The organism is uncultured Algibacter sp. (genome assembly GCF_947495675.1).
Lineage (GTDB): Bacteria > Bacteroidota > Bacteroidia > Flavobacteriales > Flavobacteriaceae > Algibacter_B.
On sequence record NZ_CANLZX010000002.1, the window covers coordinates 229,381 to 256,148 of the forward strand.

The 26,768-nt window shown below is 31.5% G+C and carries 20 protein-coding genes and 1 tRNA gene; 7 read left to right on the forward strand and 14 right to left on the reverse strand.

Annotated elements, in window-relative coordinates:
- Window positions 1-52: 52 nt before the first annotated feature.
- From Q0842_RS02530 to Q0842_RS02540, 3 genes are all read left to right on the forward strand, one after another.
- Window positions 53-3,178 (forward strand): TonB-dependent receptor, encoded by a 3,126-nt coding sequence (locus Q0842_RS02530; protein WP_298493990.1) that lies wholly within the window; start codon window positions 53-55, stop codon window positions 3,176-3,178.
- An 18-nt stretch (window positions 3,179-3,196) separates the two neighbouring features.
- Window positions 3,197-4,978 (forward strand): RagB/SusD family nutrient uptake outer membrane protein, encoded by a 1,782-nt coding sequence (locus Q0842_RS02535; protein ID WP_298493992.1) that lies wholly within the window; start codon window positions 3,197-3,199, stop codon window positions 4,976-4,978.
- A 115-nt stretch (window positions 4,979-5,093) separates the two neighbouring features.
- Entirely contained in the window at window positions 5,094-6,656 is a 1,563-nt protein-coding gene (locus Q0842_RS02540; RefSeq protein WP_298493993.1) for an arylsulfatase, read from the forward strand.
- 1,371 nt (window positions 6,657-8,027) lie between these two features.
- Here the strand turns inward: Q0842_RS02540 and Q0842_RS02545 are convergent.
- Window positions 8,028-8,112 (reverse strand) — tRNA-Ser (locus tag Q0842_RS02545).
- Between the two features lie 189 nt (window positions 8,113-8,301).
- Between Q0842_RS02545 and Q0842_RS02550 the strand changes: the two genes are divergently transcribed.
- Entirely contained in the window at window positions 8,302-8,931 is a 630-nt protein-coding gene (locus Q0842_RS02550; RefSeq protein ID WP_298493995.1) for an NAD(P)H-dependent oxidoreductase, read from the forward strand.
- A 152-nt stretch (window positions 8,932-9,083) separates the two neighbouring features.
- Window positions 9,084-10,277 (forward strand): DegT/DnrJ/EryC1/StrS aminotransferase family protein, encoded by a 1,194-nt coding sequence (locus Q0842_RS02555; RefSeq protein ID WP_298493997.1) that lies wholly within the window; start codon window positions 9,084-9,086, stop codon window positions 10,275-10,277.
- A gap of 98 nt (window positions 10,278-10,375) precedes the next feature.
- On the opposite strand, the gene ribB is transcribed toward Q0842_RS02555, so the two are convergent.
- From ribB to tpx, 6 genes are all read right to left on the reverse strand, one after another.
- Complete coding sequence (gene ribB, locus Q0842_RS02560; RefSeq protein WP_298493999.1) at window positions 10,376-11,521, reverse strand: 3,4-dihydroxy-2-butanone-4-phosphate synthase; 1,146 nt, start codon at window positions 11,519-11,521, stop codon at window positions 10,376-10,378.
- A 31-nt stretch (window positions 11,522-11,552) separates the two neighbouring features.
- A complete protein-coding gene (locus Q0842_RS02565; RefSeq protein ID WP_366941094.1) occupies window positions 11,553-13,514 on the reverse strand; it encodes an LptF/LptG family permease in 1,962 nt (653 codons plus the stop codon).
- An 8-nt stretch (window positions 13,515-13,522) separates the two neighbouring features.
- The gene (locus Q0842_RS02570; RefSeq protein WP_298494001.1) at window positions 13,523-14,158 is read right to left on the reverse strand and encodes an outer membrane lipoprotein carrier protein LolA; all 636 of its coding nucleotides are present in this window, start codon (window positions 14,156-14,158) and stop codon (window positions 13,523-13,525) included.
- A gap of 11 nt (window positions 14,159-14,169) precedes the next feature.
- A complete protein-coding gene (locus tag Q0842_RS02575; protein ID WP_298494003.1) occupies window positions 14,170-16,557 on the reverse strand; it encodes a DNA translocase FtsK in 2,388 nt (795 codons plus the stop codon).
- An 85-nt stretch (window positions 16,558-16,642) separates the two neighbouring features.
- Window positions 16,643-17,011 carry a diacylglycerol kinase family protein gene (locus tag Q0842_RS02580; protein ID WP_298494005.1) on the reverse strand — a complete coding sequence of 123 codons (369 nt, stop codon included), beginning with the start codon at window positions 17,009-17,011 and terminating at the stop codon, window positions 16,643-16,645.
- On the reverse strand, window positions 17,004-17,510 hold the full coding sequence (gene tpx / locus Q0842_RS02585; protein ID WP_298494007.1) for a thiol peroxidase: 507 nt from the start codon (window positions 17,508-17,510) through the stop codon (window positions 17,004-17,006). Before tpx ends, Q0842_RS02580 begins: the two co-directional genes overlap by 8 nt.
- Before the next feature lie 222 nt (window positions 17,511-17,732).
- Between tpx and katG the strand changes: the two genes are divergently transcribed.
- Window positions 17,733-19,961, forward strand: coding sequence for a catalase/peroxidase HPI (gene katG / locus Q0842_RS02590; RefSeq protein ID WP_298494009.1), 2,229 nt, complete (start codon window positions 17,733-17,735; stop codon window positions 19,959-19,961).
- Between the two features lie 71 nt (window positions 19,962-20,032).
- Complete coding sequence (locus Q0842_RS02595; protein WP_298494011.1) at window positions 20,033-20,503, forward strand: ankyrin repeat domain-containing protein; 471 nt, start codon at window positions 20,033-20,035, stop codon at window positions 20,501-20,503.
- A 161-nt stretch (window positions 20,504-20,664) separates the two neighbouring features.
- On the opposite strand, the gene Q0842_RS02600 is transcribed toward Q0842_RS02595, so the two are convergent.
- The 7 genes from Q0842_RS02600 to Q0842_RS02630 all read right to left on the reverse strand — a co-directional run bounded on the left by Q0842_RS02600 (window position 20,665) and on the right by Q0842_RS02630 (window position 25,968).
- Entirely contained in the window at window positions 20,665-21,222 is a 558-nt protein-coding gene (locus Q0842_RS02600) for a hypothetical protein (RefSeq protein WP_298494013.1), read from the reverse strand.
- Between the two features lie 183 nt (window positions 21,223-21,405).
- Complete coding sequence (locus Q0842_RS02605; protein WP_298494015.1) at window positions 21,406-21,663, reverse strand: hypothetical protein; 258 nt, start codon at window positions 21,661-21,663, stop codon at window positions 21,406-21,408.
- Entirely contained in the window at window positions 21,644-21,958 is a 315-nt protein-coding gene (locus Q0842_RS02610) for a thioredoxin family protein (RefSeq protein WP_298494017.1), read from the reverse strand. The genes Q0842_RS02605 and Q0842_RS02610 overlap by 20 nt, the downstream gene beginning before the upstream one ends.
- Before the next feature lie 7 nt (window positions 21,959-21,965).
- On the reverse strand, window positions 21,966-22,610 hold the full coding sequence (locus Q0842_RS02615; protein WP_298494019.1) for a peroxiredoxin: 645 nt from the start codon (window positions 22,608-22,610) through the stop codon (window positions 21,966-21,968).
- A 146-nt stretch (window positions 22,611-22,756) separates the two neighbouring features.
- Window positions 22,757-24,226 (reverse strand): Na+/H+ antiporter NhaC, encoded by a 1,470-nt coding sequence (gene nhaC / locus Q0842_RS02620; RefSeq protein WP_298494021.1) that lies wholly within the window; start codon window positions 24,224-24,226, stop codon window positions 22,757-22,759.
- A gap of 90 nt (window positions 24,227-24,316) precedes the next feature.
- Complete coding sequence (locus tag Q0842_RS02625; protein WP_298494023.1) at window positions 24,317-25,327, reverse strand: ATP-grasp domain-containing protein; 1,011 nt, start codon at window positions 25,325-25,327, stop codon at window positions 24,317-24,319.
- Window positions 25,324-25,968, reverse strand: a complete 645-nt coding sequence (locus Q0842_RS02630; protein ID WP_298494025.1) for a sugar transferase — start codon at window positions 25,966-25,968, stop codon at window positions 25,324-25,326. Before Q0842_RS02630 ends, Q0842_RS02625 begins: the two co-directional genes overlap by 4 nt.
- Between the last annotated feature and the right edge of the window lie 800 nt (window positions 25,969-26,768).

Here is a 26,768-nt window from a genome sequence, read left to right on the forward strand (position 1 = left end):
ACTTAAATCAATTTGATTTTTTAAATGGGTTCAATTAACTAAACTAAATTTTATGAAACTAAAAAAGAAATTAAAAATTAAGAAAAGGTGGAGCAAGGTTTTTCTCTATTCTTTAATCATTTCGGTGAGTTTTTGTTTTAATGCAAACGCACAACAAATAACTGTAAATGGAACTGTAAAAAGTTCCGAAGATAACTTTCCTATTCCAGGTGTAGCAATAATAATTCAAGGCACATCTAATGGGGCTGTAACAGATTTTGATGGGAATTATTCCATTAATGCTAAAATTGGCGATGTGCTTATATTTAGTTACTTAGGTATGGTTGATGAAAAAGTAAAAGTAGTAGGACGTATTTTAAATGTAACCATGGATTCAGATCTTGAAGACCTTGATGAAGTTGTTGTTGTCGGTTACGGTACTGTGAAGAAAAAAGAACTTACTGGTGCAGTTGCTCAAGTGAAATCTGAAGATTTAGAACAATTTGTAACATCAGATGTAGCTTCCGCTTTACAAGGTCAAGTTGCTGGTGTTTCTGTCGTTTCAAATTCTGGAGAACCAGGAGAGCAATCCAGTATTCAAATTAGAGGTATTACCTCTTTAACTTCAGGAGCAAATTCACCACTTTGGGTTGTAGATGGTATACCTCAGGTAGGAAATCCAGGTTTAAATATGAACGAAATTGATACATTCGACATTTTAAAAGATGCAGCATCAACAGCCGTTTATGGTTCTAGAGGAGCAGCAGGTGTTATTTTAGTTACCACTAAAAAAGGTAAAGAAGGTGTTATGAAGGTTGATTTTACGCATACCTATGGTATTCAGAGTCTTAGCGAAACAGCACCATTAATGAACGCTAGCGAGCAAATAACTTTTGAAAGACTTAAAGAATCATTAGGTATTACAAACCATATTGAAATTCTGGATAATAATCCTGAATGGTATAACAATGATAATGATTTTAGCCAATATGTATTAAGTGATAATCCTACAACAACTAACTATAATCTGAATGTTTCTGGTGGGTCAAAAGGTTTTACTTATAATTTTGCAGGTGGGCATTTAAATACAGGGGGAACATTGGTAAACTCATATCTAAAAAGGTATAATGCAAGGACATCAACCACTTTTGTCTCCGATAATTGGAAGATAAACACAAGTATAGCTTTAACCATTGACAAAAATGCTCGTGCTAATAATGGATTATTAGCAACAGCTAGCCGTTATGCACCTTACTTCCCATTAATAGACCCAAATGCAGATGCAATCTTTACTTCAGATGATGGGCCTGTTACAACACCTTTAAATAACTTAGCACAAGCTATTAAAAGGGATGATTTATTCCGTAGAGATATATTAAATGGTAGTTTAGATATTTCGCGCCGTTTAGGAGAAAATTTTAGTTTTAATACTCGAGTTGGAGTTTCGGTAAGAAGTCAAACAAGAAAACAATTTACTCCGTTTTATACGCTTGTAAATCCGGATGACTTAGAAGATACAGAGTCAGACCCGACTAAAAGTTTTGTGAATAGTGAATCGCAAAGGTTATCTAAATTCAGCTGGGATGCTGGATTGAATTACAATAAGAAAATAGGAGATCATACAATTGGAGTTTTAGGAGCGGTAACTCTTGAAGAAGATACTTTTGAAGGTTTCTTTGGACAGAAACAAGGAGTTTCTAATAATGATATTACAGTTTTAAATACCGCAACTATCAACCCTACTACAAATAGTTTAGCAGGTTACAAAACAACCCGTGTAGGTACCTTGGGTAGATTACAATATAATTACAAAGGTAAATATTTGTTTTCTGTATTAGGACGTTATGATGGTTCTTCAAAATTTGGACTAAACAATCGTTGGGGATTTTTCCCATCAGCATCTGCTGCATGGAATGTGTCTGATGAAGGCTTTTGGAAACCTTTAAAAAATGTTGTTAATAACTTTAAAATAAGAGCAAGTTATGGTGAGGTAGGAAATGATGCTATAGCCGATTATGTATTTAGCAGTACTATAGGACAAGCGGCTGATTATATTTTTTCAGATCTTGATGGTACTTTTAATAACGGGACAGCTGTTAGAGATTATGCTAATGAGGTTGCAAAATGGGAAACTTCAAAGTCAATTAATGTTGGTGTTGATTTAGCTTTTTTAAAAAACAAGTTTGTTTTAACAGCAGAATATTACAATACTAAAAAAGAAGATATGTTATTTCCAATAACATTACCAGCTTCTTCTGGAGCATTTAACCAAACAGGTAATGCCCCTTTTGATATTTTTGACCATAGAAACGTAATATTAAATGTTGGAAATATGACTAATCAAGGTTTTGAAATAGGAGCAAGATACAATCAGAAAATTGGGAAGAGTAATTTGAGATTAAATGCTACTTTTACTAAAAACACAAACGAAATTACGAGTGTTTTTAATAATATTCCATTTATTCTTAATGGTAATTCACAATTGGTTCAAGGAGATACTCAGAATTCTTTAATTACCTATTTTGCTACTGGATATGAGGCAGGTGCATTTTTTATTTATGAGACTGATGGTGTGATTCAGACGGATGAAGAGTTAGCTGAATACCAAATGCTAGGAGGTAGAGAGAGTGCGAAAAAAGGAGATTTAAGGTATGTAGATACAGATAATGACGGTGATATAGATGCTTCCGACAAAGTTTATAAAGGAAGTGGATTACCAGATTTTGAAATAGGCTTTAATTTGAATTGGCGCTATAAAAATTTCGACCTAGCAATGAATTGGTTTGCTAGCGTAGGTGCAGAAATTATGAATGGAAACAAAGCAGTAAGTTATATTGCTGGACGTCACCCAGATTTAAATAATATTTGGACTGAAGACAACCCAACTTCTAATATTCCAAATTGGAGTGGTGCAAAAGGAGATTTTAATCATAACGGTAACACAGATTATTGGTTGGAGAATGGTGATTATTTAAGATTAAAATTAATAACCTTAGGTTACTCATTACCTAAAGATGTTTTAGGGAAATTAGATATTACGAATCTTAGACTTTTTGTTTCTGCTCAAAATCCATTAACAATAACAAGTTATGAAGGATACGATCCAGAAATTGGTGGAAATGTAACAAGAAGAGGACTTGATACCTCAAGGTATCCAATATCGGCTCTTTATAGCCTTGGTGTTAATATTAAGTTTTAATAAATAAAAAAATTCAAAATGAAAATTTTTAAAAAGAAATTAATTGTTTTGATTGTAATTACAAGTGTTTTACAATCATGTAGTGATTATCTGGATCAAACTAATCCAAATGAAGCCTCTACAGATACTTATTGGTCAAATTTTGAACAGTCTGATGCGAGTTTAACAGGAGTTTATGGTGCAATGTTAGATACATTTATAACAAACACTTGGTCTGAGGCTATTCGCTCTGATTTAGGAATTGTTTCAGCTCTTAGAACAAACAACCCAAATGCGAGGGTCGTACCATATTATTCGCATACCTACAATTCTGGAAGTTTTAATTTTGACAGACAGTGGAATGCTTTTTATCAAGTTATTTTTAGAGCAAATCAACTAATTACTGGCTTAGAAGATATGGATGATACTTTAAAAAGTGATGGGCGTTGGACTGAACAAATGGGACAAGCAAGACTTTTAAGAGGGATGTGCCATTTTTATTTGCATGCCTTATATAATAATGGCGAAATCATCATACGTGATAAAGTTCCAGCAACTACTGAAGAAATCTCTAAGCCTACATCAACTTCCGCAGAGGTTATTACATTTTTTAGAAGTGACTTAAAATATGCCTATGATAACCTTCCTCATGCTTTTGAAGAAAAATCAAGGGTTGATAAAGGTGTTGCGGCTACAATTTTAGGTACAAGTCATTTATATGAAGAAGAATATGACCAAGCTATAGATTATTTTAATGACGTCATTAATAACGGGGCTTACGGATATGCTCTTTTAACAGGAGAAGATGTAAAACTTATGTACACTTCAGCTGGAGAATTTAGCTCAGAATCAATATTTGAGATTAATTATTCAGTTGCTTTAAAAGTAGAGGAATCTCAGTGGTATGAAGAAAGTTTTAATCACAGAAACGCAAGGTATTCTGCTCCAAACGGAAGAGGAGGAGGAGGACCAGAACACACAGTCGTATCGGCTTGGTTAACTGAAGCATATTCTACGGAATCATTAGACCCACTAGATGCAAGAAATACTGTAATTGGATATAATGGAAGAGACCGAGTTGCAGATAATATATCCTTAAGAGCGTCTTCAATGGTTGCGCTTGTAAATGATGAGCACACAGAGTATTACCAATCCCCAACAGCAGCAATTAGAGAAAGCTTTAACAGACAGAAAATTTCATTTTTTAAGCAGCATACAAATCATGATATTACAGATCGTGAACATAATGTAGGTGGTACACCATGGAAATCTGGCAAAAATGTAATTATTAATCGTTTAGCAGATGTATATTTAATGAGAGCAGAATGTAATTTAGAGACAGGTAATATTACTGATGCTTTAAGTGATATTAACACCATTCGTGCACGTTGGGGGCTAGCTTTGTTGGGTCCTGTAGTTGATGCTAGTAAAACGTATATAGTAAATGACCCAGTAACTAATTCGCCATATACGGATGAAAACACCTTAAGATACCAATTAAGACATGTAGAAAGACCGCTAGAATTAAATGTACAAGGAATTTCTGTAAGAAATATAGATTTAAGAAGATGGGGTAACGCTCAAGCAAGATTTGCTGAATTGGCCGAAATTAAATACTATCTTGACAACTATACCTATACTAGCAATACATCAGGAGGTACTAAAAAAAGAAATAATAGTTTGTTAACAAGAACAGTAACCTCAAAAGAACTTTATTCTACTGGAAAAAATGAGTTTGAAGATGCCGCCCAAAACTATAATGAAACCCGTGATTATTTACCAATTCCGCTAAGTGAGACCGATAATAATACAAGTATTTAATTAATAAAAATTTATATTTCCATCTCATTTTTGAGGTGGGAATATTTTTTATTAAGAGACCATTATGGAAAATAATGAATATTCAAAATTATGATTACAATATTAAATTAGAACCATGAAAAACTTAAAATATTCCATTTTACTATTAGTATTAATTTTTTTTATAGGTGTAAGTTGTAAGGATAAACAAAAAGTTGAAGAAGCTGAAAGTATATCAAAAAAACCAAACATAATAGTTATTTATTTAGACGATTTAGGTTACGGAGATTTAAGCTCATATGGTGCAACAGAATTGCAAACACCTAATATTGATTCTTTAGCAAAAGGTGGTATAAAATTCACAAATGGGTATGCTTCCTCTGCTACATGTACACCTAGCAGATATGCCTTACTAACGGGGATGTATCCATGGCGTAATAAGGATGCTAAAATTTTGCCAGGAACTGCACCTTTATTAATAAGTACAGAACAGCAAACTTTACCTAAATTACTAAAAAAACAAGGTTATCAAACAGCAATAGTTGGTAAGTGGCATTTAGGACTTGGAACTGGTATTGTAAATTGGAACGAAAAAGTAACTCCAGGTCCAAATGAAGTAGGTTTTGATGAGTCTTATATTTTAGCAGCTACTCAAGATCGTGTTCCTACAGTATATATTGATAACGGAAATGTAGTAGGTTTGGATCCTAATGATCCAATTGAAGTAGATTATAAAAATAATTTCGAAGGAGAACCAACCGCTATTAGTAATCCTGAATTGACAACTATGAAATGGCATCACGGTCATAACAATAGTATAGTCAATGGTATTCCCAGAATTGGATATATGAAAGGAGGAGATGCAGCCAAATGGAGCGATGTAGATATGGCTGATCATTTTTTGGTTAAGGCCCAAAATTATGTAAAAACTCATAAAGAAAATCCTTTTTTCTTATACTATGCAATGCAACAACCACATGTACCACGTACACCACACCCAAGATTTGTTGGAAAATCTGGAATGGGACCAAGAGGTGATGTTATTTTAGAAGCTGATTGGTGTATAGGCGAGTTTATAAAAACTTTAGAGGATGAAGGCATACTAGAAAATACATTAATTGTTTTTTCAAGTGATAATGGCCCCGTTCTAAATGATGGTTACTATGATGATGCGGTCGAAAAATTAGGAAAACATGATCCTAAAGGAGGGCTTAGAGGAGGAAAGTACAGCATATTTGAGGCTGGGACTAGAGTGCCTTTTATTACGTATTGGAAAGGTAAAATTCAATCTGGTACATCCGATGCTATTGTGTGTCAAATGGATTTATTAGCATCCTTGGCGAATTTAGTAGGTACTGAAGATTCAACAACAGATAGTAAAGAATTGCTTAACACTTTACTTGGTAAATCTAATATAGGTAGAGAGAGTTTGATTATTGAGGCTACTGGTAAAACCGCATTACGTCATGGAGATTGGTTGATGATTCCACCTTATAAAGGGAAGAATTTTAGAGAAAAAGTTGGAATTGAGGTAGGTAATTTTCCTGAATATCAACTCTATAATTTGAAAGCAGATGTTGGTCAACAAAATAATTTGGCAAAATCTAATCCCGAAAAACTTGAAGAGTTGATTAAGAAGTTTGAAACTTTAAGAGGTAAAGATTATATAAAAAAAGTTAAAGAAGTCGTTTTTAGATAGGAAAATGACTAATTTTATTAGATAAGGCTGATAAGATTGTAAGTCCAATGAAAACGGATTTGATAACTTAAAATCTTATTAGAAAAAAATAGCTACTAACATCTATATAAAAGGATGGTTAGTGGCTATTTTTAAATTGTGTTTTTTTAGATTTGCTTCATCACATACATTAACGTTTCGATAAAAGAGCTATAATAAATGAGGTCTTGTACACAATCCCGAAGTTTTAGATTCCCACTTCAACCTGCCTAGTCCCAAAACTACGGGAGCAGGAACGCTACATTCCTAATATAAAATATTGGAATTGTATCCTAGAAAAGAGAGTTACTCATACCTTCCATGATACCAGGAACTTATGATGCACCCGTGCAAGCTTAATGGGTAAACATTTACACATAGGTAGGGCTTCTATATGCGATCTAATCCATAATAAAGACCAATTAGAAGCTATGATTGAAATAGCACCAAAAAGACTATTGGATTATGAAAAAGGACTCTTGATAAACCTACGAGTATGGATTTATTATAAACGAAGAAAAGCGCTTAAGGATATTTTGAAAAAGAATAAAGTGTCTAAAAATGATGGTATTTTGGGTATTCAAGAGAAATTGTTTTAAAATAATATTCAGCTTACAAGGAGGATAATCTTTTCATGCCATTCAGCACAATTCTTTGCATTCCTTACCCGCCTGCCGGGCGGGTAGGAAAACTTCATTCCATAAAAAGAGCTTCATTATCAAAGTCTTGAACCTAATCCAAACTTTTGACTTTTCATTCCGTTAATCCTTTACGTTGCTCTGGAAAAAAACACTTCATTTCCAAGTAAAAAACGTGAATCAAGTCTGCCAAATAAGGATAAATGTATTTGCATTTTGTTCCGCTTCCTATGATTTTGTATTTCACAAATAATTTAGAATCACTTCTTTAATCCAACACCGTCATACCTTTTTTTGACAGCAAAATAACAACATTCAGACAGCATAACCAGGCTCGTGTCTAGCATTTTTTATATGTCTAAACAAAGCTGAATATTGAGAGTACTAAGCAATAAAAAGAAGGTAACAGCGTCGTCTCTATGGGAAGTAAATCTAAAATGAATCTTATGAAATCTTACAAAATCAATAAAAAGGAAGCGGAACAAAAGTTAAAAAAACAAAAAAAGGAAAACGCTCTGGATATAATTAAGTAAATCAATAACAAAGCTTTTCTGAATGGTTCAGATAGGTCAATATTAATCTTTAAATTTTTTAATTATGCGAATCCCGCACTTTTTGTTTAATATTAAATAATTTTGTTTGATATAGAATAAAATTAAAAAACCCCACAAACATAATGTTTATAGGGTTTTCATGGAATTTGTTACATTCCTTGCGGAGAATGAGGGATTCGAACCCCCGGAGGTGTGACCCTCAACAGTTTTCAAGACTGCCGCATTCGACCACTCTGCCAATTCTCCTTGAGTGCCTCATCAAGCTATTTGCCTGAATGCGGGTGCAAATATAATGTCCTTTTTCATTCTATTCAAATAAAAACTCAACTTTTTCAAAATAAATTTCATCTATTTTCAATTATAGATATTTTATATATCATTTAGGCAAAAAACAAAACTGCAAACCTTATTTTTGCACAAACATATAACACTAAAATGGATATAATTAAGCAGCTTGAGTGGCGGTATGCAACAAAAAAATTTGATGCAAATAAAAAGTTGTCAAAAGCAAAATTAAATATTATAACAGAAGCTTTTAACCTTACAGCAACCTCATTTGGTTTACAAACTATAAAATTAATAGTCATAGAAGATAAAAAGCTTCGAGAACCATTAGTAGAAGCATCTTATAACCAAAAACAAGTATTAGATGCATCGCACTTACTTGTAATTTGTATTCAAAGAGATATAGAGGATACCGATGTAATTACCTATTACAACAATATAAAAACCATTCGAAATACTCCAGACACCATATTAAAACCTTATCAAGAAGATTTAATAAATATGATGCAGAGTAAATCGATAGCGGAGCGACAACAATGGTCTACCAATCAAGCATATATTGCACTTGGTAATTTAATGACCGTATGTGCCATAGAAGGTGTAGACTCATGTCCTATGGAAGGATTTTTACCAACTAAGTATGATGAAATTCTCAAATTAGACGAAAAAGGATTAAAATCAGTACTACTTTTACCAGTAGGGTATCGTGCAGAAGACGATATGTTTTCAATCTTAAAAAAAGTTAGAAAACCCATAAATGAAGCTGTAATAAAAATATAGAATATTTGGGCATTACCACAAGGGTCGGGCTTTCGGTAGTCGCTTTTTTATGTTGCATAGGTGCAACAACATAAAAAGAGCTTCAACAATACCTCAATCCCTAACGCGCAATACCAACGACTATATTCAACATAAAAGAAAAAATCAAAATTATGCCAGGATTTGAATTATTTGGAGATTTAGAAAGAAAAGAAGTAAACGATGTATTAGATAATGGTGTACTTATGCGCTATGGTTTTGATGGTATGCGTAACGGACATTGGAAAGCCAAAGCCTTAGAAACAGAACTTCAAAGTACATTCCAGTCTAAGCACGTGCAACTTGTTTCTAGCGGAACAGCAGCAGTATCAGTAGCATTAGCATCTGCCGGCGTGGGAGCAGGAGATGAGGTAATAATGCCAACATTTACCTTTGTTGCAAGTTTTGAAGCAATCATGATGCTTGGAGCTATACCAATTTTAGTAGATATTGATGATACACTAGGCTTAAGTCCAGAAGCAGTCCAAAAAGCCATAACACCAAAAACAAAAGCCATTATGGTAGTACAAATGTGTGGGAGTATGGCAAATATGGATGCATTACTAGCCATATCAAAAAAGCATAACTTGTTATTAATTGAAGATGCATGTCAAGCTATTGGAGGAAACTATAAAGGTAAACCACTTGGCAGTATTGGTGATTTGGGTTGTTTCTCATTCGATTTTGTAAAAACTATTACCTGTGGTGAAGGCGGCGCTGTAATAACAAATAACAAAGAATATTATATTAATGCCGATCATTATAGCGATCATGGTCACGATCATGTTGGGAATGATAGGGGAGCAGAGACACATCCATTTTTAGGGTATAATTTTCGTATTTCAGAGTTGCATGCAGCCGTAGGTTTAGCACAAGTAAAACGCTTACCAGAGTTTTTAGAAATTCAAAAGAGAAACTTTAATATATTAAGAGATGCCTTATCCGAAATTCCAGAAGTAACATTTAGAGCCGTACCTGAAGGCGGTGAGGAAAGCTGTGCTTTTTTAAATTTCTTTTTACCAGATATAGAAACATCTACTAAAGTGTCAAAAGCATTTAAAGAAAATGGGGTAGATGTTTGTTGGAATTATTATAACAACGGTTGGCATTACATTAGAAATTGGAATCACTTAAAAGACCTAAAATCTCTTTACCCAATTTCTGCCGAAGTTAAAAATGGTTTAGCTTATTTAAAAGATAAAGATTTTTCTAAATCTGATCATTTTATTGGAAGAAATATATCTTGTTTAATAAAATTATCATGGACAGAAACCGAGGTTAAGGCAAGGGCTTTAAAAATGGTAGAAGTAATTAAGTCATGTATTTAAATTAAATACTTAAAAACAAAAAAACCATTTAAAAATTATTTAAATGGGTTTTTTTATGCTGTATATTTAAAAAACAGATTGTTTAATAACTGTTTTTTTTAGTATTTTACATAATCTGTAATCTCTAAACCATAGCCAATTAAACCAACACGTTTGGTTTGTTCTGTGTTAGAAATTAAGCGTAACTTATGTATGTTTAAATCATGGAGTATTTGCGCACCAATACCAAAATCTCTATTATCCATATGAATTCTAGGAGCCCTAGCAATTTTATTTGGTGATTGATGTTCTTTTAAAAATGCCAGTCTATTCAATATATTCATAGATTGAGATTCTTGGTTAATAAATATTATTGCTCCCTTACCCGCATCATTTATTACTTTAAACATATTGTCTAATTGTTGATCGGCATTGTTGGTAAGTGTTCCTAAAATATCATTATTAAACAATGTAGAGTTTATTCTAGTAAGAACCTCTTCTTTATCTTTCCATTGTCCTTTAGTTAAAGCAATGTGCACTTGGTTATTAGTTGTTTGTTTGTAAGCTCTTAATCTAAAATTTCCAAAACGGGTTTCAATTTGAAAATCTTCTTTTTTCTCAATTAATGAGTCATGTTGCATTCTATAAGCTACTAAATCTTCTATAGAAACAATTTTTAAATCAAGCTTTTTTGCAACTTCAAAAAGTTCTGGTAAACGAGCCATAGAACCATCTTCGTTCATGATTTCTACAATTACTCCAGCAGGGTTTAATCCCGCTAATCTTGCAAAATCAATAGCAGCCTCTGTATGTCCAGTTCTTCTTAAAACACCACCTTCTTTAGCTACTAATGGAAAAATATGTCCTGGTCTTGCTAACTCAAATGGTTTGGTATCGTCTTTAATTAATGCTTGTACTGTTTTTGCTCTATCACTTGCAGAAATACCTGTAGTAACACCGTTTCCTCTTAAATCTACAGAAACTGTAAAAGCTGTTTCCATGGGGTCTGTATTGTTTCGAACCATCATGTTTAGTTCAAGCTCTTTACATCTGGTTTCTGTTAATGGTGCACAAATAAGCCCTCTACCATGGGTAGCCATAAAATTTATCATTTCTGGTGTAACCTTATCGGCAGCAGCTAAAAAATCACCCTCATTTTCACGATTTTCATCATCAACAACTATAATAACCTTTCCGTTTCTTATGTCGTCAATAGCCTCGTGTATTGTATTAAGTTTAAACGTTTGTTTTACTTTTTGTGTCATAGTAGTAGCCGTCATAATGTAAAGATAAAGCTTATTTTAAAGATTCTATACAATTTACTTTTAAGTCACTTTTCATTTTCTCATTTAAAAAAAGATAAGTTACAAAGTAAAAAGGTAAACCTAATACCAAAAGAAAAATATGAGGTTTGTTTTGTGCTTTATTAATATCATTATAAAACTGAAATGAATTAATAATTGATTTGATATAATAAATACAGAATAAAACCAATGATATTATACTTAGTTGTATTGAAGCTGTGGCTAAAGGCAGTAATTTATTATTACTAAAAACAAAGTATAAAATTAATAAAACAACCCCAATTATATATAGAACAAGTGCGAATTTAGAATGATCTTTATAATGTTGGCTTATAGTTTCAGTAGTGTCGTAACATTCATTTATTCTTAAGTTTTTGGCTCTTAAGTCTGCTGTAGAATAATCTCTAGATTTTAAAATATCAAAAGCTTTAAGTCTTACTGCTTCATCATGCCCAAGAGTTTCATGATTATTGATTGTATCTATAAGTTCTTCATCTTTATAATCTGATAAAAACGTATAATCATTACTATCTTTTTCTTTAATATTAAATAATTTTTTAATTGGCTCTAGAACATAATCAAATTCAAATAAACCTCTATCTGCAGTAGCTCTTCTAGTTAAAAAGATTCCTAAAGGAAGCATAACTAATGTAGATACCCAAGGTGCTAGTATAGGATTAAATTCTCCTGTTTTGGCACTATTTGTTGCAAAAATTCCAATAAAATGATACGTTAGAAATAGCAAAATAGCAATAACCATAGGTAAACCAATACCTCCTTTTCTAATTAAAGCTCCTAATGGTGCACCTACAAAAAATAATATTACACAAGCGAAACCTAATGCGAATTTTTCGTGAAGTGATATAACGTGTTTGTTAAGCCATATCTTAGAGTGTTTCATGGTAGCATCTTTTGATGATATAAGTTGTTTTGAACTTATCATTGATTTTGATGCCACATCTACCAATTCTAGTTTCTTTTTTGTGTTAAATAGGTCTAGAATAGGTCCTGTATATGCCGAATCTTTTACTTTTCTTGCAGTTGGAAGTTGCCGGTTTAAACCAGACCTTAGCTGTAAATTTTTTGCAAAAGTTGTATGTTCATTATTATATTTATCAACAAGTGAGTCAATGGTTTTATTTAAACCACTTACATTTAACATATTGTATTTGTCGGTTTGTGATTGTTCATCAAAATCAACATTATTAAGTTCAGATAAATCAATATTTATAACTTTAGTTTCAAACTTACTTTTTGCAAATGGTTTTCTATTTTTAGCTTTTCTGTCTTTTGGGGTTACATCATTATATAAATGACCATCTGTTAAAATAAGCTTTAAAACATTAGAATTTTCTTCACTTGCAAGTTCTCCAGTTTCAGATTTTATTACTGTAGCGTTAGTTCTACCATCATTTCCTTTAATGTGTATGGTTACATCTTTAAGAAATTGATCGTTATCACCATATTTATCTACAAATTTAATATTGTAAGTGCCTACTGTGTTAAACTGCCCTTCTGCTAATAACATAGCAGGTTTAAGTTTTGCTATGTTTCGTCTTAAGTTAAAAGAATTAAGCTCTGCCCAAGGAATAACATTATTAGAAAAGAAAAAGGTTACAATACCTAAACCAACAATAAAAAGACTTAAACCTGACATAGCACGTTGCAATGAAATACCAGTAGATTTCATGGCGGCAAACTCATAGTTTTCTGCAAAACTACCAAATACCATAATGGAAGCTAAAAGTATGGTTAATGGTAATACTAATGGAATAAGTTTTGGCATGAAGTAAGCTAAAAACTTAACAATCACAATAATATCCAAATCTTTTCCGGCTAATTCTTTTATGTAAAGCCAAATGGTTTGTAAAACAAAAATCAGCATGAGAATAATAAACACGCTGAGAAAAGTTTTAAGGTATGTGGTTAATATGTATCGGTCTAGTATTTTCACAAAAAAACCTAATCTAGTTTATTGATGTAATAATCTTCATATTTATTGGCATCAAAGGTAAATAAGGTTTTTGATAAAGGCTCGTTAGTTTTAAAAGAATTTACAGTAAGTGTTGTTTTTGTACTGTTTTTACCTACTTGAATTAAGTTATAAATATGTTTTGTTTGTGAATCTATTCCTAAAAGAATATTTTTTATTTCAGAATTTGAATCGATAGGAGTTAGTTTTACATACTGTATTTTTCTTCCGTTTATGTTTTGCTCAATATCAATTTCATATAAATAACCATCTTCGTAAAAAGATAACATTTTACTTGGTGTTATAGCATCATTTTCATCATCAATAATAGATGTAATAGTTACTTCTTCATCTTCATTACTAATGCTATACATTGTTGTTCCATCAAAAAGTCTAGTAACCCCTAAAATGTTTAATCGGTATTTTTCACCTTGCATCACAACATCTCCTTTGGTTTCTTGTTTTATGTTTTCTGAAAGGTTTTCTAAAGTGTATTTAAAATCTAATGAAATATTATCATAGCTTTTAACTTTTGCTGAAACTTCGTTTAATAATGCTTTTGCTTTGTTTTGAGAAAAAGCAGATGCTGTAATAGTAATGAGTAATATGGTTAAAAATCTTTTCATTGAAAATTTAATTATATTTCGTTTTCTAAATGTTTGTCTAAGGCAATTAAATCTGGGACTAAAACTTGTCTTGCTTTACTGCCTTCAAAAGGACCTACTATTCCAGCAGCTTCCAACTGGTCAATAATTCTTCCAGCTCTATTGTAACCTAATTTTAGCTTACGTTGTAATAACGAGGCCGAGCCTTGTTGAGCCGTTACAATAACTATAGCTGCATCTTTAAATAGTTTGTCTCTATCTGATATGTCTATATCAAGACTTGTGCCACTTTCTTCACCAACATATTCTGGAAGCATGTATGCATCCGGATAAGCTTTTTGAGCACCAATAAAATCTACTATTTTTTCAACCTCTGGTGTATCAACAAAAGCACATTGTATTCTAATCATGTCGTTTCCTTGCGTGTAAAGCATATCTCCACGACCAATAAGTTGATCTGCTCCACCAGCATCTAAAATAGTACGAGAATCAATCTTACTAGACACCCTAAAAGCAATTCGAGCAGGGAAATTAGCTTTAATTATACCTGTTATAACATTTACTGAAGGACGTTGAGTAGCAATAATTAAGTGAATACCAATGGCACGAGCTAACTGTGCTAGTCTTGCTACTGGTGTTTCAACTTCTTTACCGGCAGTCATAATTAAATCTGCAAACTCATCAACTACTAAAACAATGTATGGTAAAAATTGATGCCCATCGTTAGGATTTAATTTTCTAGCTTTAAATTTTACATTGTATTCTGCAATATTTCTACAAAGTGCATTTTTTAGCATTTCGTATCGATTATCCATTTCAATACATAGAGAATTTAAAGTGTTTATTACTTTAGTATTATCTGTAATTATGGCTTCAGCTTCATCTGGAAGTTTTGCTAAATAATGGCGTTCAATTTTATTAAAAAGTGTTAATTCTACTTTTTTAGGGTCAACCAAAACAAATTTAACTTCTGCAGGATGCTTTTTGTAAAGTAGCGATGTTAAAACGGCATTTAATCCAACCGATTTACCTTGACCAGTAGCACCCGCCATTAGTAAGTGAGGCATTTTTGCTAAGTCTACGACAAAGGTTTCGTTACTAATAGTTTTGCCTAAAGCAATAGGTAATTGCATTTCTGAAGCTTGAAATTTCTTTGAAGCAATTACAGAACGCATAGACACTATGGTCGAATTTTTATTTGGTACCTCAATACCTATGGTACCTTTTCCAGGAATTGGTGCAATAATTCGAATACCTAATGCAGAAAGTGATAAGGCAATGTCATCTTCTAAATTTTTAATTTTAGAAATACGAATACCCGCTTCTGGCACAATTTCATATAATGTAACTGTTGGCCCAATAGTTGCCTTAATACTTGAAATTCCAATTTTATAATTGCTAAGTGTATCAACAATTCTGTTTTTGTTTTCTTCTAGTTCTTCTTGATTTATAGTTATGCCTTCGGTATCATATTTTTTTAGCAAATCAAGTGTCGGGAATTGATACTTTGCTAATTCTAAGGTGGGGTCAAATTGTCCGAAATCTTCAACTAATTTATTGGCAAGATTATCTGTTTCAGAAATTTCTTCTTTAACATCTTCAACTTTAATTTCCAGCTCTGGTTCTTCTTCAATTTCTGGTTCTGGTATTTTTACTTCTAAAGGAGCAGGTTCTATTTTTGTTTTTTCAACTGGCTTAGGCGTTGGTTTTTTATTTTCTAATGTTAATTCATGAGCTGTTTTAATAGCTTCAGCTTCATCAGATAAATTATTATCAAAAGGCACAATAATATCTTCTTTCATGCCTGAAATCTCATCTTTAATATCTTTTTTAGCAGACTTAAAGAGTTTTGTTATACTTTCAAAAGTAACTTTAAATCGAATGGCTAAATAGGTGATTAACCCAAAAATAAGTAAAAGTATCGTTCCTGCTTTTCCTATGTAATCTTGAAGGAAACTATTAATTTCAAACCCAATAGTACCTCCTAAAATATCATTCCTATTACCAAAGAAGCCAAGCAAAATAGATAACCAGATAATGATAATAATTCCCCAAAACCAATGTTTTCTAAGCTTTGTTTTATTAATATTCATTAATACATAAACACCAGATAAAAACATTAAGCCAGAAAATATAAAAGAGGCTACACCAAAACCACGCTGAATAAAAAAATCGCTTAGCCATGCACCAGACTTACTTAACCAATTTTGTGTTTTTACATCTCTAGATGTAAAATTAGATAAGGTGCTTTGATCTGCTTCGCCAGTAAATAAAAAAGATACAAAAGCAATAAATAATAAAAGACCTACAATTACCAAAAAACTACCTAGCACCAACTTTTGTTGGCTAGACAGTTTAAAATCAGGTCCTTTTAGTGTTTTTCTAGGTGCTTTTTTAGCTTTAGTTTTGCTTTTAGCCATTAATGGTTTGTTGTTTGAAATTCGGTTGTTTATACAACGGGACAAAAATACAAATTACAAACGTTTATTTTATAGGTAATAGTATTTAAAAAATTTTTGGAAGATATATAATCAGGCCAATAATACTTGCAAATACAGAGGCTATAAAAACAGCCCCTGCAGCAATATCTTTTATTAAACCTATTTTATAATGACGTTCTGGGTGAATAAAGTTAGCAATTTCTTCAATAGCTGTATTAATACCTTCAACACTCATAACTAATCCAATGGCTAAAATTTGCACAATCCACTCAATAGTAGAAATGTTAAAATAAAAACCAGCAGCAGTTACTATTAAAGCTATAAAAAATTGAATTTTTATGCTAGCTTCAGTTTTTAAAAGTAAAACAGCTCCTTTAAATGCGTAACCAACACTTTTTAAACGATTTATTAAAAAAGATTCTTTTTTAGGCATCTTGCAACGCTTCTAAAGCGGCCTTGTAATTTGGTTCGTCCACAATTTCACTTACTTGTTCTGTGTATTTAACAGTTCCGTTTTCATCTAACACAATTACGCAACGCGAGTGCAATCCTTCTAAAGGACCATCAATAAAATCTAAACCATAAGCTTTTCCAAAGCTACCATCTTTAAAATCTGATAAATTTACAACATTTTCTAAGCCTTCAGCGCCACAAAAACGTCCTTGAGCAAAAGGTAAATCGCGAGAAATGCAAAGAACTTTTGTGTTTTCTAATTCGCTAGCTTCAGTATTAAAAGTTCTTACAGATTGTGCACAGGTTCCTGTATCTATACTTGGAAATATATTTAAAACTAATTTACTTCCTGCATAATTTGTTAAGCTATGTGTTGCTAAATCTGTAGTTGTAAGTAAGAAGTCTGGAGCTTTAGTACCAATTTTTGGTAAATTTCCAGATGTATTAATCGTATTTCCTTTTAATGTAACTGACGCCATTTTTTATTGTTTTTAAATTGAATGTTAAAAATAAACATTAAACCGAGAATTGAAAGCATGATACCTTCATTAATTTTTAATCTAAAAAATAATATTTATCTATCAAAAACACAAACACCATAATTAAAGCTTATTTAAAAATAAAAATTATCAATTTTTAGTTATTAATTGAAAGAGATAAATGTTTAAATTTATAGAATATACAATCTAAATAAGTTTATTATGGAAAATAACCCTCATTCAAGCGCTCCTCAAGGCAAAAACTTTGATATAAATGAAAGTGCAGAAAAATGTCCTTTTTTAAGTGGTACAGTAAAGCATACTTCTGGTGGTGGAGTTAAAAACCGCGACTGGTGGCCAAACGAATTAAAACTAAACATTTTACGACAAAATGCTTCGAAATCTAATCCAATGGGTGAAGATTTTGATTATGCAGAAGCTTTTAAAAGTTTAGATTACGATGCCTTAAAAAAGGAATTAACAGATTTTATGACAGACTCTCAAGATTGGTGGCCTGCAGATTATGGACATTACGGAGGGTTAATGATAAGAATGGCATGGCATAGTGCAGGAACCTATAGAGTTGGTGATGGTCGTGGTGGAGCAGGAACTGGAAACCAACGTTTTGCACCTATTAATAGCTGGCCAGACAATGGAAACTTAGATAAGGCTAGATTATTATTATGGCCAATTAAACAAAAATATGGTAATAAAATTTCTTGGGCGGATTTAATGATATTAGCAGGAAACTGTGCATTAGAGTCTATGGGATTCCCAACTTTTGGTTTTGCAGGAGGACGAGCAGATGTTTGGGAGCCAGAACAAGATATATATTGGGGAAGCGAAACAGAATGGGGCGCTAATGAAGACAGGTATAAGGAAGGGGATTTAGAAGATCCTTTAGCAGCAGTAATGATGGGATGGATTTATGTAAATCCAGAAGGACCTAACGGTAACCCAGACCCAATGGGTTCTGCACATGATGTACGCGAAACTTTTGGTAGAATGGCAATGAATGATGAAGAGACTGTAGCTTTAGTTGCTGGCGGACACACTTTTGGTAAAGCTCATGGTGCTGCAGATCCAAACAAATATGTTGGAGCAGAACCCCATGGAGCACCTATTGAAGAAATGAGTACTGGCTGGAAAAATAGCTTTGGTACAGGTGTTTTAGATGATACGATTACTAGTGGAATTGAAGGTGCATGGACACCAAACCCAACACGTTGGGATGCAGACTATTTTGATGTATTATTAAACTACGATTGGGAATTAACAAAAAGTCCAGCAGGCGCATACCAATGGAAACCAACAGCAGCATCTAATGCAAGAATGGCTCCTAAAGCAGGAGATCCTAATGGAAAACAAGAGTTAATGATGACTACTGCAGATATTGCATTAAAAACAGACCCTAAATATTTAGAGATTTCTAAGCGTTTTCATGCAGATCATAAAGCGTTTGAAGAGGCTTTTGCGCGTGCTTGGTACAAATTAACACATCGTGATTTAGGTCCTACATCTCGCTATTTAGGACCAGAAGTTCCAAAAGAAGAATTGTTATGGCAAGATCCAATTCCTAAAGTAAATTATACTTTGAGTGACGCAGATATTACAACTTTAAAAGGGTTAATTACAGATTCGGGTTTATCAATTTCTCAATTAGTAACTACAGCTTGGGCTTCAGCATCAACCTTTAGAGGGTCAGATAATAGAGGCGGGGCTAATGGCGCACGTATTTGTTTAGAGCCACAACGTAGTTGGGAAGTAAATAATCCTTCTGAATTAAATAAAGTATTAAAGGTTTTAGAAGGCATTCAAAGTCAATTTACAGGAGACGTTTCTATGGCAGATTTAATTGTATTGGCAGGAAATGTTGGTGTAGAAAAAGGATTAAAAAACGCTGGATATAATCACACCATAGACTTTACACAAGGTAGAGGAGACGCTACACAAGAGCAAACAGATATCGAGCAATTTGGGTATTTAGAGCCATTAGCAGATGGATTTAGAAATTATATTAAAGGTAACTTAAAAATTGCTGCAGAAGATTTATTAGTGGATAAAGCGAACCTCTTAACCTTATCGGTGCCAGAATTAACTGTTTTAGTTGGTGGTTTGCGAGTGTTAGGTGCTAATTACGATGGTTCAGATTATGGTGTGTTTACAGATAACGTAGGAAGTTTAACTAACGATTTCTTTAAAAATATTTTAGACTTCACTTACACCTGGAAAGCAACTTCTGATGATGATAGATACTTTGAAGGTAGTAATCGAAATACAGGAGAAGTAAAGTTTAAAGGAACTCGTGCAGATTTAATTTTTGGATCTAATACAGAGCTAAGAGCTATTGCAGAAGTATATGGTGCAAACGATGGGCAAGACCGTTTTGTTAAAGACTTTATTGCTGCATGGACTAAAGTGATGAATTTAGATCGTTTCGATTTAAAATAGTAATGTTTACAATAACTATAAAAGGAATGGGTTTTTAAGCGCATTCCTTTTTTTTATAAAATAAAACCAATATGAAAGACATAAACACCCTTTTTGAAAGTATAAGAAACCAAGATAATGATTCTTTAAAGGCCTTATTAAGTGCTAATCCAGAATTAGCAGAAGCTAAAGATCAACGAGGCTTTACTCCATTAATTTTAGCGACTTATTTTGATAATGAAGCTGCTACCAAAATATTAATAGAGCATAATGCACCATTAAATGATAAGGATGCTTCTGGTAATACAGCCTTAATAGGAGTTAGTTTTAAAGGAAATACAGTATTTGCTAAATATTTAATTGAAAAAGGAGCAGCTTTAAATGAAGTTAATACAAACGGAACAACAGCTTTAATCTTTGCCGCACAATACAATAAAAAAGACATTGTAAAATTACTATTAGATCATAAAGCAGATATAACGATAAAAGATAATGAAGGCAAAACGGCTTTAGATTACGCTAAAGAAAAGAAGTTTGAATCTATAGTTGCACTTTTGGAATAGTTTTTAGTTTTTTTGGAAAGGTTCGTTTAACGGTTTTGTATAAAAATAGTGCGGTTTTGTGAGCGAGGATTTTCCGAAGGAAAATCGGAAGCTAAAAAATGAGCAACAAACTTTGGTTTATCTAAAACTAGCAATTTTTTATATACTGTGTTGGCATTTCGTTATTTTTTTCTAATATAAATTAATTTACCAACTCCTTTGTTTTGTGAAATATTATTATAGACAGGAATTCCTTTATAAATTGATTTAACTACTTTTTTTCGACGAGATTTTAATATTCTTTGTTCTTGTTTTGTACCTCTTTCAAGAGCTTCAATTTTTGACATAAAAAAATCCTTTAACAGTAAGTATTCTTTTTCGTTTATGTAATCGGATTCTTTTTTTAGAATACTTTTTTGTTTAAATAATTCTGTTATTAAGCGAGCACTTACTTGAATTTTTTCAGAAATCGATTTGATATTGTTTTCTTTGTAATCAATCGTGATATTTGATTCAATAAATTCTTTATCGATGTTTGGATTTGACTCTTTGGGGCTTCCATTCTCTTCAATTTTATACTTTAAAATTTCTAACTTTATTAAAGTTAATGCGGATTTTCTTAAAGTTCTATCGATATATTTTTTTTCAATATGAGAAATAAAGTCTTCCAATTCGTCACTATCAAAATTTTCTTTTTCAAAAAACATTTTGATTTCGGGATAATTACTTATTAAACTCATTGAATTTTGGAGTTATTGGTTTTAATGAATGCCAATGCAAAGATAAAGTTCCGTTTTAATGAACTTTATCAATTGTTAAACGAATTTATCGTTTTTTTCTGACAAAGTCAAGTCTCAATAAAAACAAAAACCACCTTGCATTTGCAAAGTGGTTTTAAAAAAGTACTATTTTTTCTTTTTCAATTATTTATCAATAGACCCCAAAACTCTGCTCATAAAACTATTTAGAGCTTCCTTTTTTGGAGTACCATCTTTTGTCATTTTATTAACTTCTAGAGCACCATACATGTTTGAAATTAATTCTCCTATCACATCAAGTTCTTCGTCTTTAAGTGAAGGAACTTCAGTTAAAGCTTCTAATGTTTCAATGGTTTCAACAACAAAATCTTCGTCGTTGTCTTCAATAAATTGTGTTAAGTGTTTAATTACTGGTAACTTCATTTACTAAATCTTTTAAAACATCAAACTTATTAGTTTGCACTTGGTTTACAAATGCACCATTTTTAAAGGTTGCAAAAGTTGGTAAATTATCAACGGTTGCTAACTTTCTACTTTCAGGAAACTTTTCCGCATCAGCAATAACAAAAGTGATATTTTCTAACTCTGAAGCTAGTTTTTTTACTTTCGGCTTCATTATACGGCAGTTACCACACCATGTTGCAGAATATTGTACTACAACAGTTTCGTTATCTGCAACTATGCTTTGAAGATTGTCTTCGTTTAACTCTTTTATCATAATGTGTTTAGTTTGAGTGAGCTGCTAAATATTCAGCTGTTGCTTTTGCATTAGCACTCATTGCATCTTTACCTTCTTCCCAGTTTGCAGGACAAACTTCTCCTTTTTCTTGAACGTGAGTTAAAGCATCAACTAAACGAATATATTCGCCAACGTTTCTTCCTAAAGGCATGTTATTTATGCTTTCGTGTTGTACAACACCATCTTCATCAATAATGTAAGTTGCTCTATATGTAACGTTGTCACCTTCAACTTGAACAGTTCCTGTTTCTTCATCAAAAGTTTCGTTAGTGATATCTAAAATACCTAAAATACTAGATAAGTTTCTATTACTATCAGCAAGAATTGGGTAAGTTACTCCTTCAATACCACCATTATCTTTTGCTGTGCTTAACCAAGCAAAATGTACTTCTGGTGTATCACAAGAAGCACCAATTACAATGGTATTTCTTTTTTCAAATTCACCTAAAGCAGCTTGAAAAGCGTGTAACTCTGTTGGACATACAAAAGTGAAATCTTTTGGGTACCAAAATAAAACTACTTTTTTCTTTTTGTTAACTGCTTCTTCAAGAACGTTTACTTTAAAAGTATCGCCCATTTCATTCATTGCGTCAACGTTTAAATCTGGGAATTTTTTTCCTACTAATGCCATATTATTTTAAAATTTTTATAATTAAGATTCGTTTTCTTTGCGCAAAAATAGATTACAAATAAAGAAAATGAATCATCATAAAATTTTAAATACTTATTGATTAATAGTATTTATTTATGCTTATTGAAAATGAGAGTGTTAGCGGTTTATTTTGAAGTTTTTAATTGTTTTATTTTAATTGAAAAAGCCGCAAATAGTAAAGTTGTAAATGGACTTAACCAATTAAAAATAGCATAAATAAAATACTCACTTACACCTACACCTAAAACTCCAGATTGGTATGCACCACAAGTATTCCAAGGAATTAAAACAGATGTTACTGTACCAGAGTCTTCTAGTGTTCGACTTAAGTTTTCTGGAGCTAAGCCTTTATCTTCAAATGCTTGTTTAAACATTTTTCCAGGAATGACTATGGCTAAATATTGATCTGATGCTATAGTATTTAATCCTAAACAACTAATAACGGTACTTGCAAACAATCCAAAAACCGATGTTGCTATTGATAAAAGCGCACTAGTAATTCTAGAAAGAGCACCAATGCCATCCATAACACCACCAAATACCATGGCGCAAAGAATTAAATAAATTGTCCACAACATGCCTTTCATGCCACCTGCAGAAAAAAGGTCATTTAATTTCTCGTTTTCGGTTGTTATTTGTGTTTCTGTAAAAATAGAGGTTGTAATTGATGATAATTTAGAGTCTCCCAAGCTATTTAGAATATCTGGTTGAAAAATAAAAGCAAATACAGCAGCTAATAAAACACCTGCACTTAATGCTAATAATGGTTTTGTTTTAATTAGTATTAATCCAATTACTGCTAATGGTACTAAAAATAACCAAGGTGTAATATTAAAAGTAGTATTAATGGTTTTTAATAAGTTACTTACATCTGCACTACCAGATGTTGAAATAGTAAAACTTAATATACCAAAAACTATAAGTGTAACAATTATTGTAGGTACAGTAGTAATTGACATATATTTTATATGTGTAAATAAATCTGTACCAGCCATAGCAGGGGCAAGGTTTGTGGTGTCACTAAGTGGTGACATTTTATCTCCGAAATAAGCTCCAGAAATAACAGCACCAGCAATCATACCCGAGTTTATACCTAGTGCGGTTCCTATACCAACAAGTGCTATACCTACAGTAGCAGAAGTTGTCCAAGAGCTACCTGTTGCAATAGAAATGACAGCTGCAATGATAACAGATGCTGGTAAAAATATTTCTGGACTCAATACTTTTAATCCATAATAAACCATTGCAGGGATTACGCCACTAACTAACCATGTACCAGCTAATGCACCAACTAAAAACAATATTAAGATTGGTACCAATACGCTTTTTAGATTCTCCAATATTTCAGAGCCTAATCGATTTATTGAAACCTTATTATAAAAACCAACAATTGCTGCTATAGCACCTCCAATAAGTAAAATAAATTGATTGGAATATTCACCTAAAAGCTCACCATCTGCAAAAATGATATTGTAAAAAAGTAAGGCCATTAATAAAACAACAGGGATAAGAGCCTCTAAAAGATTAAGCTCTTTGTTTTCAATAATGTTTTGATCTTTGGCTTTAAATTCAGAAATATTATTTTCGTCTTGCATATGGGGAGTTTTAGTCTCGTAATGTTACGATTTTAACATTAAGTATGCAAATAGAGTCTGTTTTTGAAAGTTGAAAACGTGTTTTAAGAATTATTTTAACATCATAATTCTACTGTATTTTGCAAATGATAATCCTGAGTTGTAGTTTAAGTACTCTTTAATATTGTTATTTCCTGTAAGCCAAGAAATATATATAGCGGGGATATTTGCTCCAGCTTCATGTGTAAACGGATAGCCACCGCCAAATCTTGGGTTTATTTCTAAAAGGTATACTTTATCTTTTGCTACAAAAAAATCACAATCAATAACACCTAAATGATTTGTTGCTTCAGCTAATTTTTTACCAACATTTTTAAGATTTTCATCAATTATTGTTAATGCTTTATCTGTTTCACCAGATCGCATTGCCAATTTTTTTCTAACAAATACATCAACGAAATTTCCATTTAAATCGTTTAAAATGTCCATACCGTATTCATCACCCTTAATAAATTCTTGAATTATGATAAAGTCTTCAGAATTTTCTTTGTTAAGCATTTCAAAAACTAAAGAATTTTGTTTAAATTTTTGAAGCTTAAATGCTAAATTTAATTCTTCAATTGAGTTAACCAAATGAATTTCTATTGAAGCACTTCCCCATCTAGGTTTAATTATTAAGGGGAAACTTATTTCATTAGTTTCAATGGCAGAGATGGCATTTTCAATTTTTAAAAATGTTTTTGGTGTATTAAAACCTTGAGATTTAAAGAAATTATAACTTTTCCATTTATCTAAAGCAATATTTGTAATTTTTTCATTTGAAATAAATACGGTTGCTCCAAGTGCTTCTAAACTTTTTTTGTGTTCAAGTAATAAGGGGAATTCAAGGTCGTTTAAAGGAATTATTGCATCTGCTTTATATTCAACAACTATTTTTTTTAATTCTATAATATATTCATCTGATGAAATTTCTGGAACTATAATAGCAATATCTGCATCTTGAAGTGCAGTTGCCGATTTTTGCGAGTCTATTGCAATAGTAGTTACATTACTACCAATGATTGATTTAAAATATCTGATAAGATAATTTCTTCTTCCAGAACATGTAAAGATGATAGTCATTTTTTGTAACTAGTGTTAAGTTTGTTTTGTCGATATTCATCAAAAGATGAATTTTCCAAATTAAGATTAATTTCTGATGAATTGAAAATTTTAATAAAGGTTTTAAACAGAATTTTAATATCTGTTAGTAATGTCATATTCTTTAAATAATCAATGTCATATTTAAGTTTTTCATCCCAGTTTATAGCATTTCTACCAGATACTTGAGCAAGTCCTGTAATACCTGGTTTAACGATATGTCTAGCTAATTCTTCTTTAGTGTAATATGGTAGGTAGCGAGTTCTAAGTGGGCGTGGGCCAACAAAACTCATATCGCCATTTAGAATATTTATTATTTGAGGAATTTCATCTAAAGAGGTTTTTCTAAGAAAATTTCCCAATTTTGTGGTTCTTTTTTCATCTGATAGAAGTACACCATTTGAGTCTTTTTCATCTGTCATGGTTTTAAACTTCAGTATATAAAATATCTTTTCGTTTTTACCAGGTCTATCTTGTTTGAAAATGGGTGATTTAGTACCACTAATGAATAAAACTAACCATATTATTAAAAAGGGAATAATTAATAAAGTGGCAAGACATAATGCACCAATAAAATCACCAATAGGTTTTATTGTATTTGCATATAGAGTATTTGTATTCATTAAAATCTTGCTATTAATAGTTTGTTAAGCTTATAATTACTTGTTTTTTGAAATTTTAGCTACAGATTGCAATTTTAGGAATATTAATTTTTAAACTCATAAAAGTTATGCTAAACCTTCTTTATTTTCGAGTAACGGAATAAATCATAGATATTTTTTATATGTAAGTATGAAATAGATTTATATTCTTACAAATATATATTTTAAATAGTTTTTGATAATTGAATAACATTAAATTTTTTTAATTTATCAATTTTAAGATTTTTTTGATGATAATTATGGTTCTTTCTTACAAATTATCTTTAAATAAAGTGACTTATTTGATTATTAGGGTCTTAAATATGTAGACTTTAAATTATTTAAATATGTTTTTTACTTTATCACTTTTATTTGCCTTTGTTGTTTTATATTTTTTGATATATAATAAATCAGATTCTAAAACGCATTATTTTAAAAATGAGGAAATAAAAAATGAAAACTAAATTCGAGAATTATTCCCTATTATAATAACTCATGTTTTTAATTTAAATACATGATTGTTAGTGTGTTATGGTTAATTAGACTGTTTGAATTGGTTTTTTATTATAGTTGAAATTGATCTCTACTTTATAAATATAAAATGTTTAAAAAATTAATTTTAATATTAAGTTTATGATATTTTTAGCTTTAAATTATAAAATTAAATTGAAAAGATTATTTTTTCAAATTCTACTATTATTTTGTTTTAACCTTCAGGCTCAAATTGGTGTAGGTATAACAGATTCTCCTTCAAGCTTAAACGTTAATAATTCAGTTTCAGT

Coding starts and splice junctions, on each gene's coding strand:
- Q0842_RS02610 (WP_298494017.1), bottom strand. CDS start 21,958: ATGATAAAAGAGTTAAACGAAGACAATCTTCAAAGCATAGTTGCAGAT.
- Q0842_RS02630 (WP_298494025.1), bottom strand. CDS start 25,968: ATGAATACAAATACTCTATATGCAAATACAATAAAACCTATTGGTGAT.
- Q0842_RS02530 (WP_298493990.1), top strand. CDS start 53: ATGAAACTAAAAAAGAAATTAAAAATTAAGAAAAGGTGGAGCAAGGTT.
- katG (WP_298494009.1), top strand. CDS start 17,733: ATGGAAAATAACCCTCATTCAAGCGCTCCTCAAGGCAAAAACTTTGAT.
- Q0842_RS02625 (WP_298494023.1), bottom strand. CDS start 25,327: ATGACTATCATCTTTACATGTTCTGGAAGAAGAAATTATCTTATCAGA.
- Q0842_RS02540 (WP_298493993.1), top strand. CDS start 5,094: ATGAAAAACTTAAAATATTCCATTTTACTATTAGTATTAATTTTTTTT.
- Q0842_RS02555 (WP_298493997.1), top strand. CDS start 9,084: ATGCCAGGATTTGAATTATTTGGAGATTTAGAAAGAAAAGAAGTAAAC.
- Q0842_RS02550 (WP_298493995.1), top strand. CDS start 8,302: ATGGATATAATTAAGCAGCTTGAGTGGCGGTATGCAACAAAAAAATTT.
- Q0842_RS02570 (WP_298494001.1), bottom strand. CDS start 14,158: ATGAAAAGATTTTTAACCATATTACTCATTACTATTACAGCATCTGCT.
- Q0842_RS02595 (WP_298494011.1), top strand. CDS start 20,033: ATGAAAGACATAAACACCCTTTTTGAAAGTATAAGAAACCAAGATAAT.
- Q0842_RS02580 (WP_298494005.1), bottom strand. CDS start 17,011: ATGCCTAAAAAAGAATCTTTTTTAATAAATCGTTTAAAAAGTGTTGGT.
- ribB (WP_298493999.1), bottom strand. CDS start 11,521: ATGACACAAAAAGTAAAACAAACGTTTAAACTTAATACAATACACGAG.
- Q0842_RS02535 (WP_298493992.1), top strand. CDS start 3,197: ATGAAAATTTTTAAAAAGAAATTAATTGTTTTGATTGTAATTACAAGT.
- Q0842_RS02605 (WP_298494015.1), bottom strand. CDS start 21,663: ATGAAGTTACCAGTAATTAAACACTTAACACAATTTATTGAAGACAAC.
- Q0842_RS02600 (WP_298494013.1), bottom strand. CDS start 21,222: ATGAGTTTAATAAGTAATTATCCCGAAATCAAAATGTTTTTTGAAAAA.
- Q0842_RS02615 (WP_298494019.1), bottom strand. CDS start 22,610: ATGGCATTAGTAGGAAAAAAATTCCCAGATTTAAACGTTGACGCAATG.
- tpx (WP_298494007.1), bottom strand. CDS start 17,510: ATGGCGTCAGTTACATTAAAAGGAAATACGATTAATACATCTGGAAAT.
- Q0842_RS02575 (WP_298494003.1), bottom strand. CDS start 16,557: ATGGCTAAAAGCAAAACTAAAGCTAAAAAAGCACCTAGAAAAACACTA.
- nhaC (WP_298494021.1), bottom strand. CDS start 24,226: ATGCAAGACGAAAATAATATTTCTGAATTTAAAGCCAAAGATCAAAAC.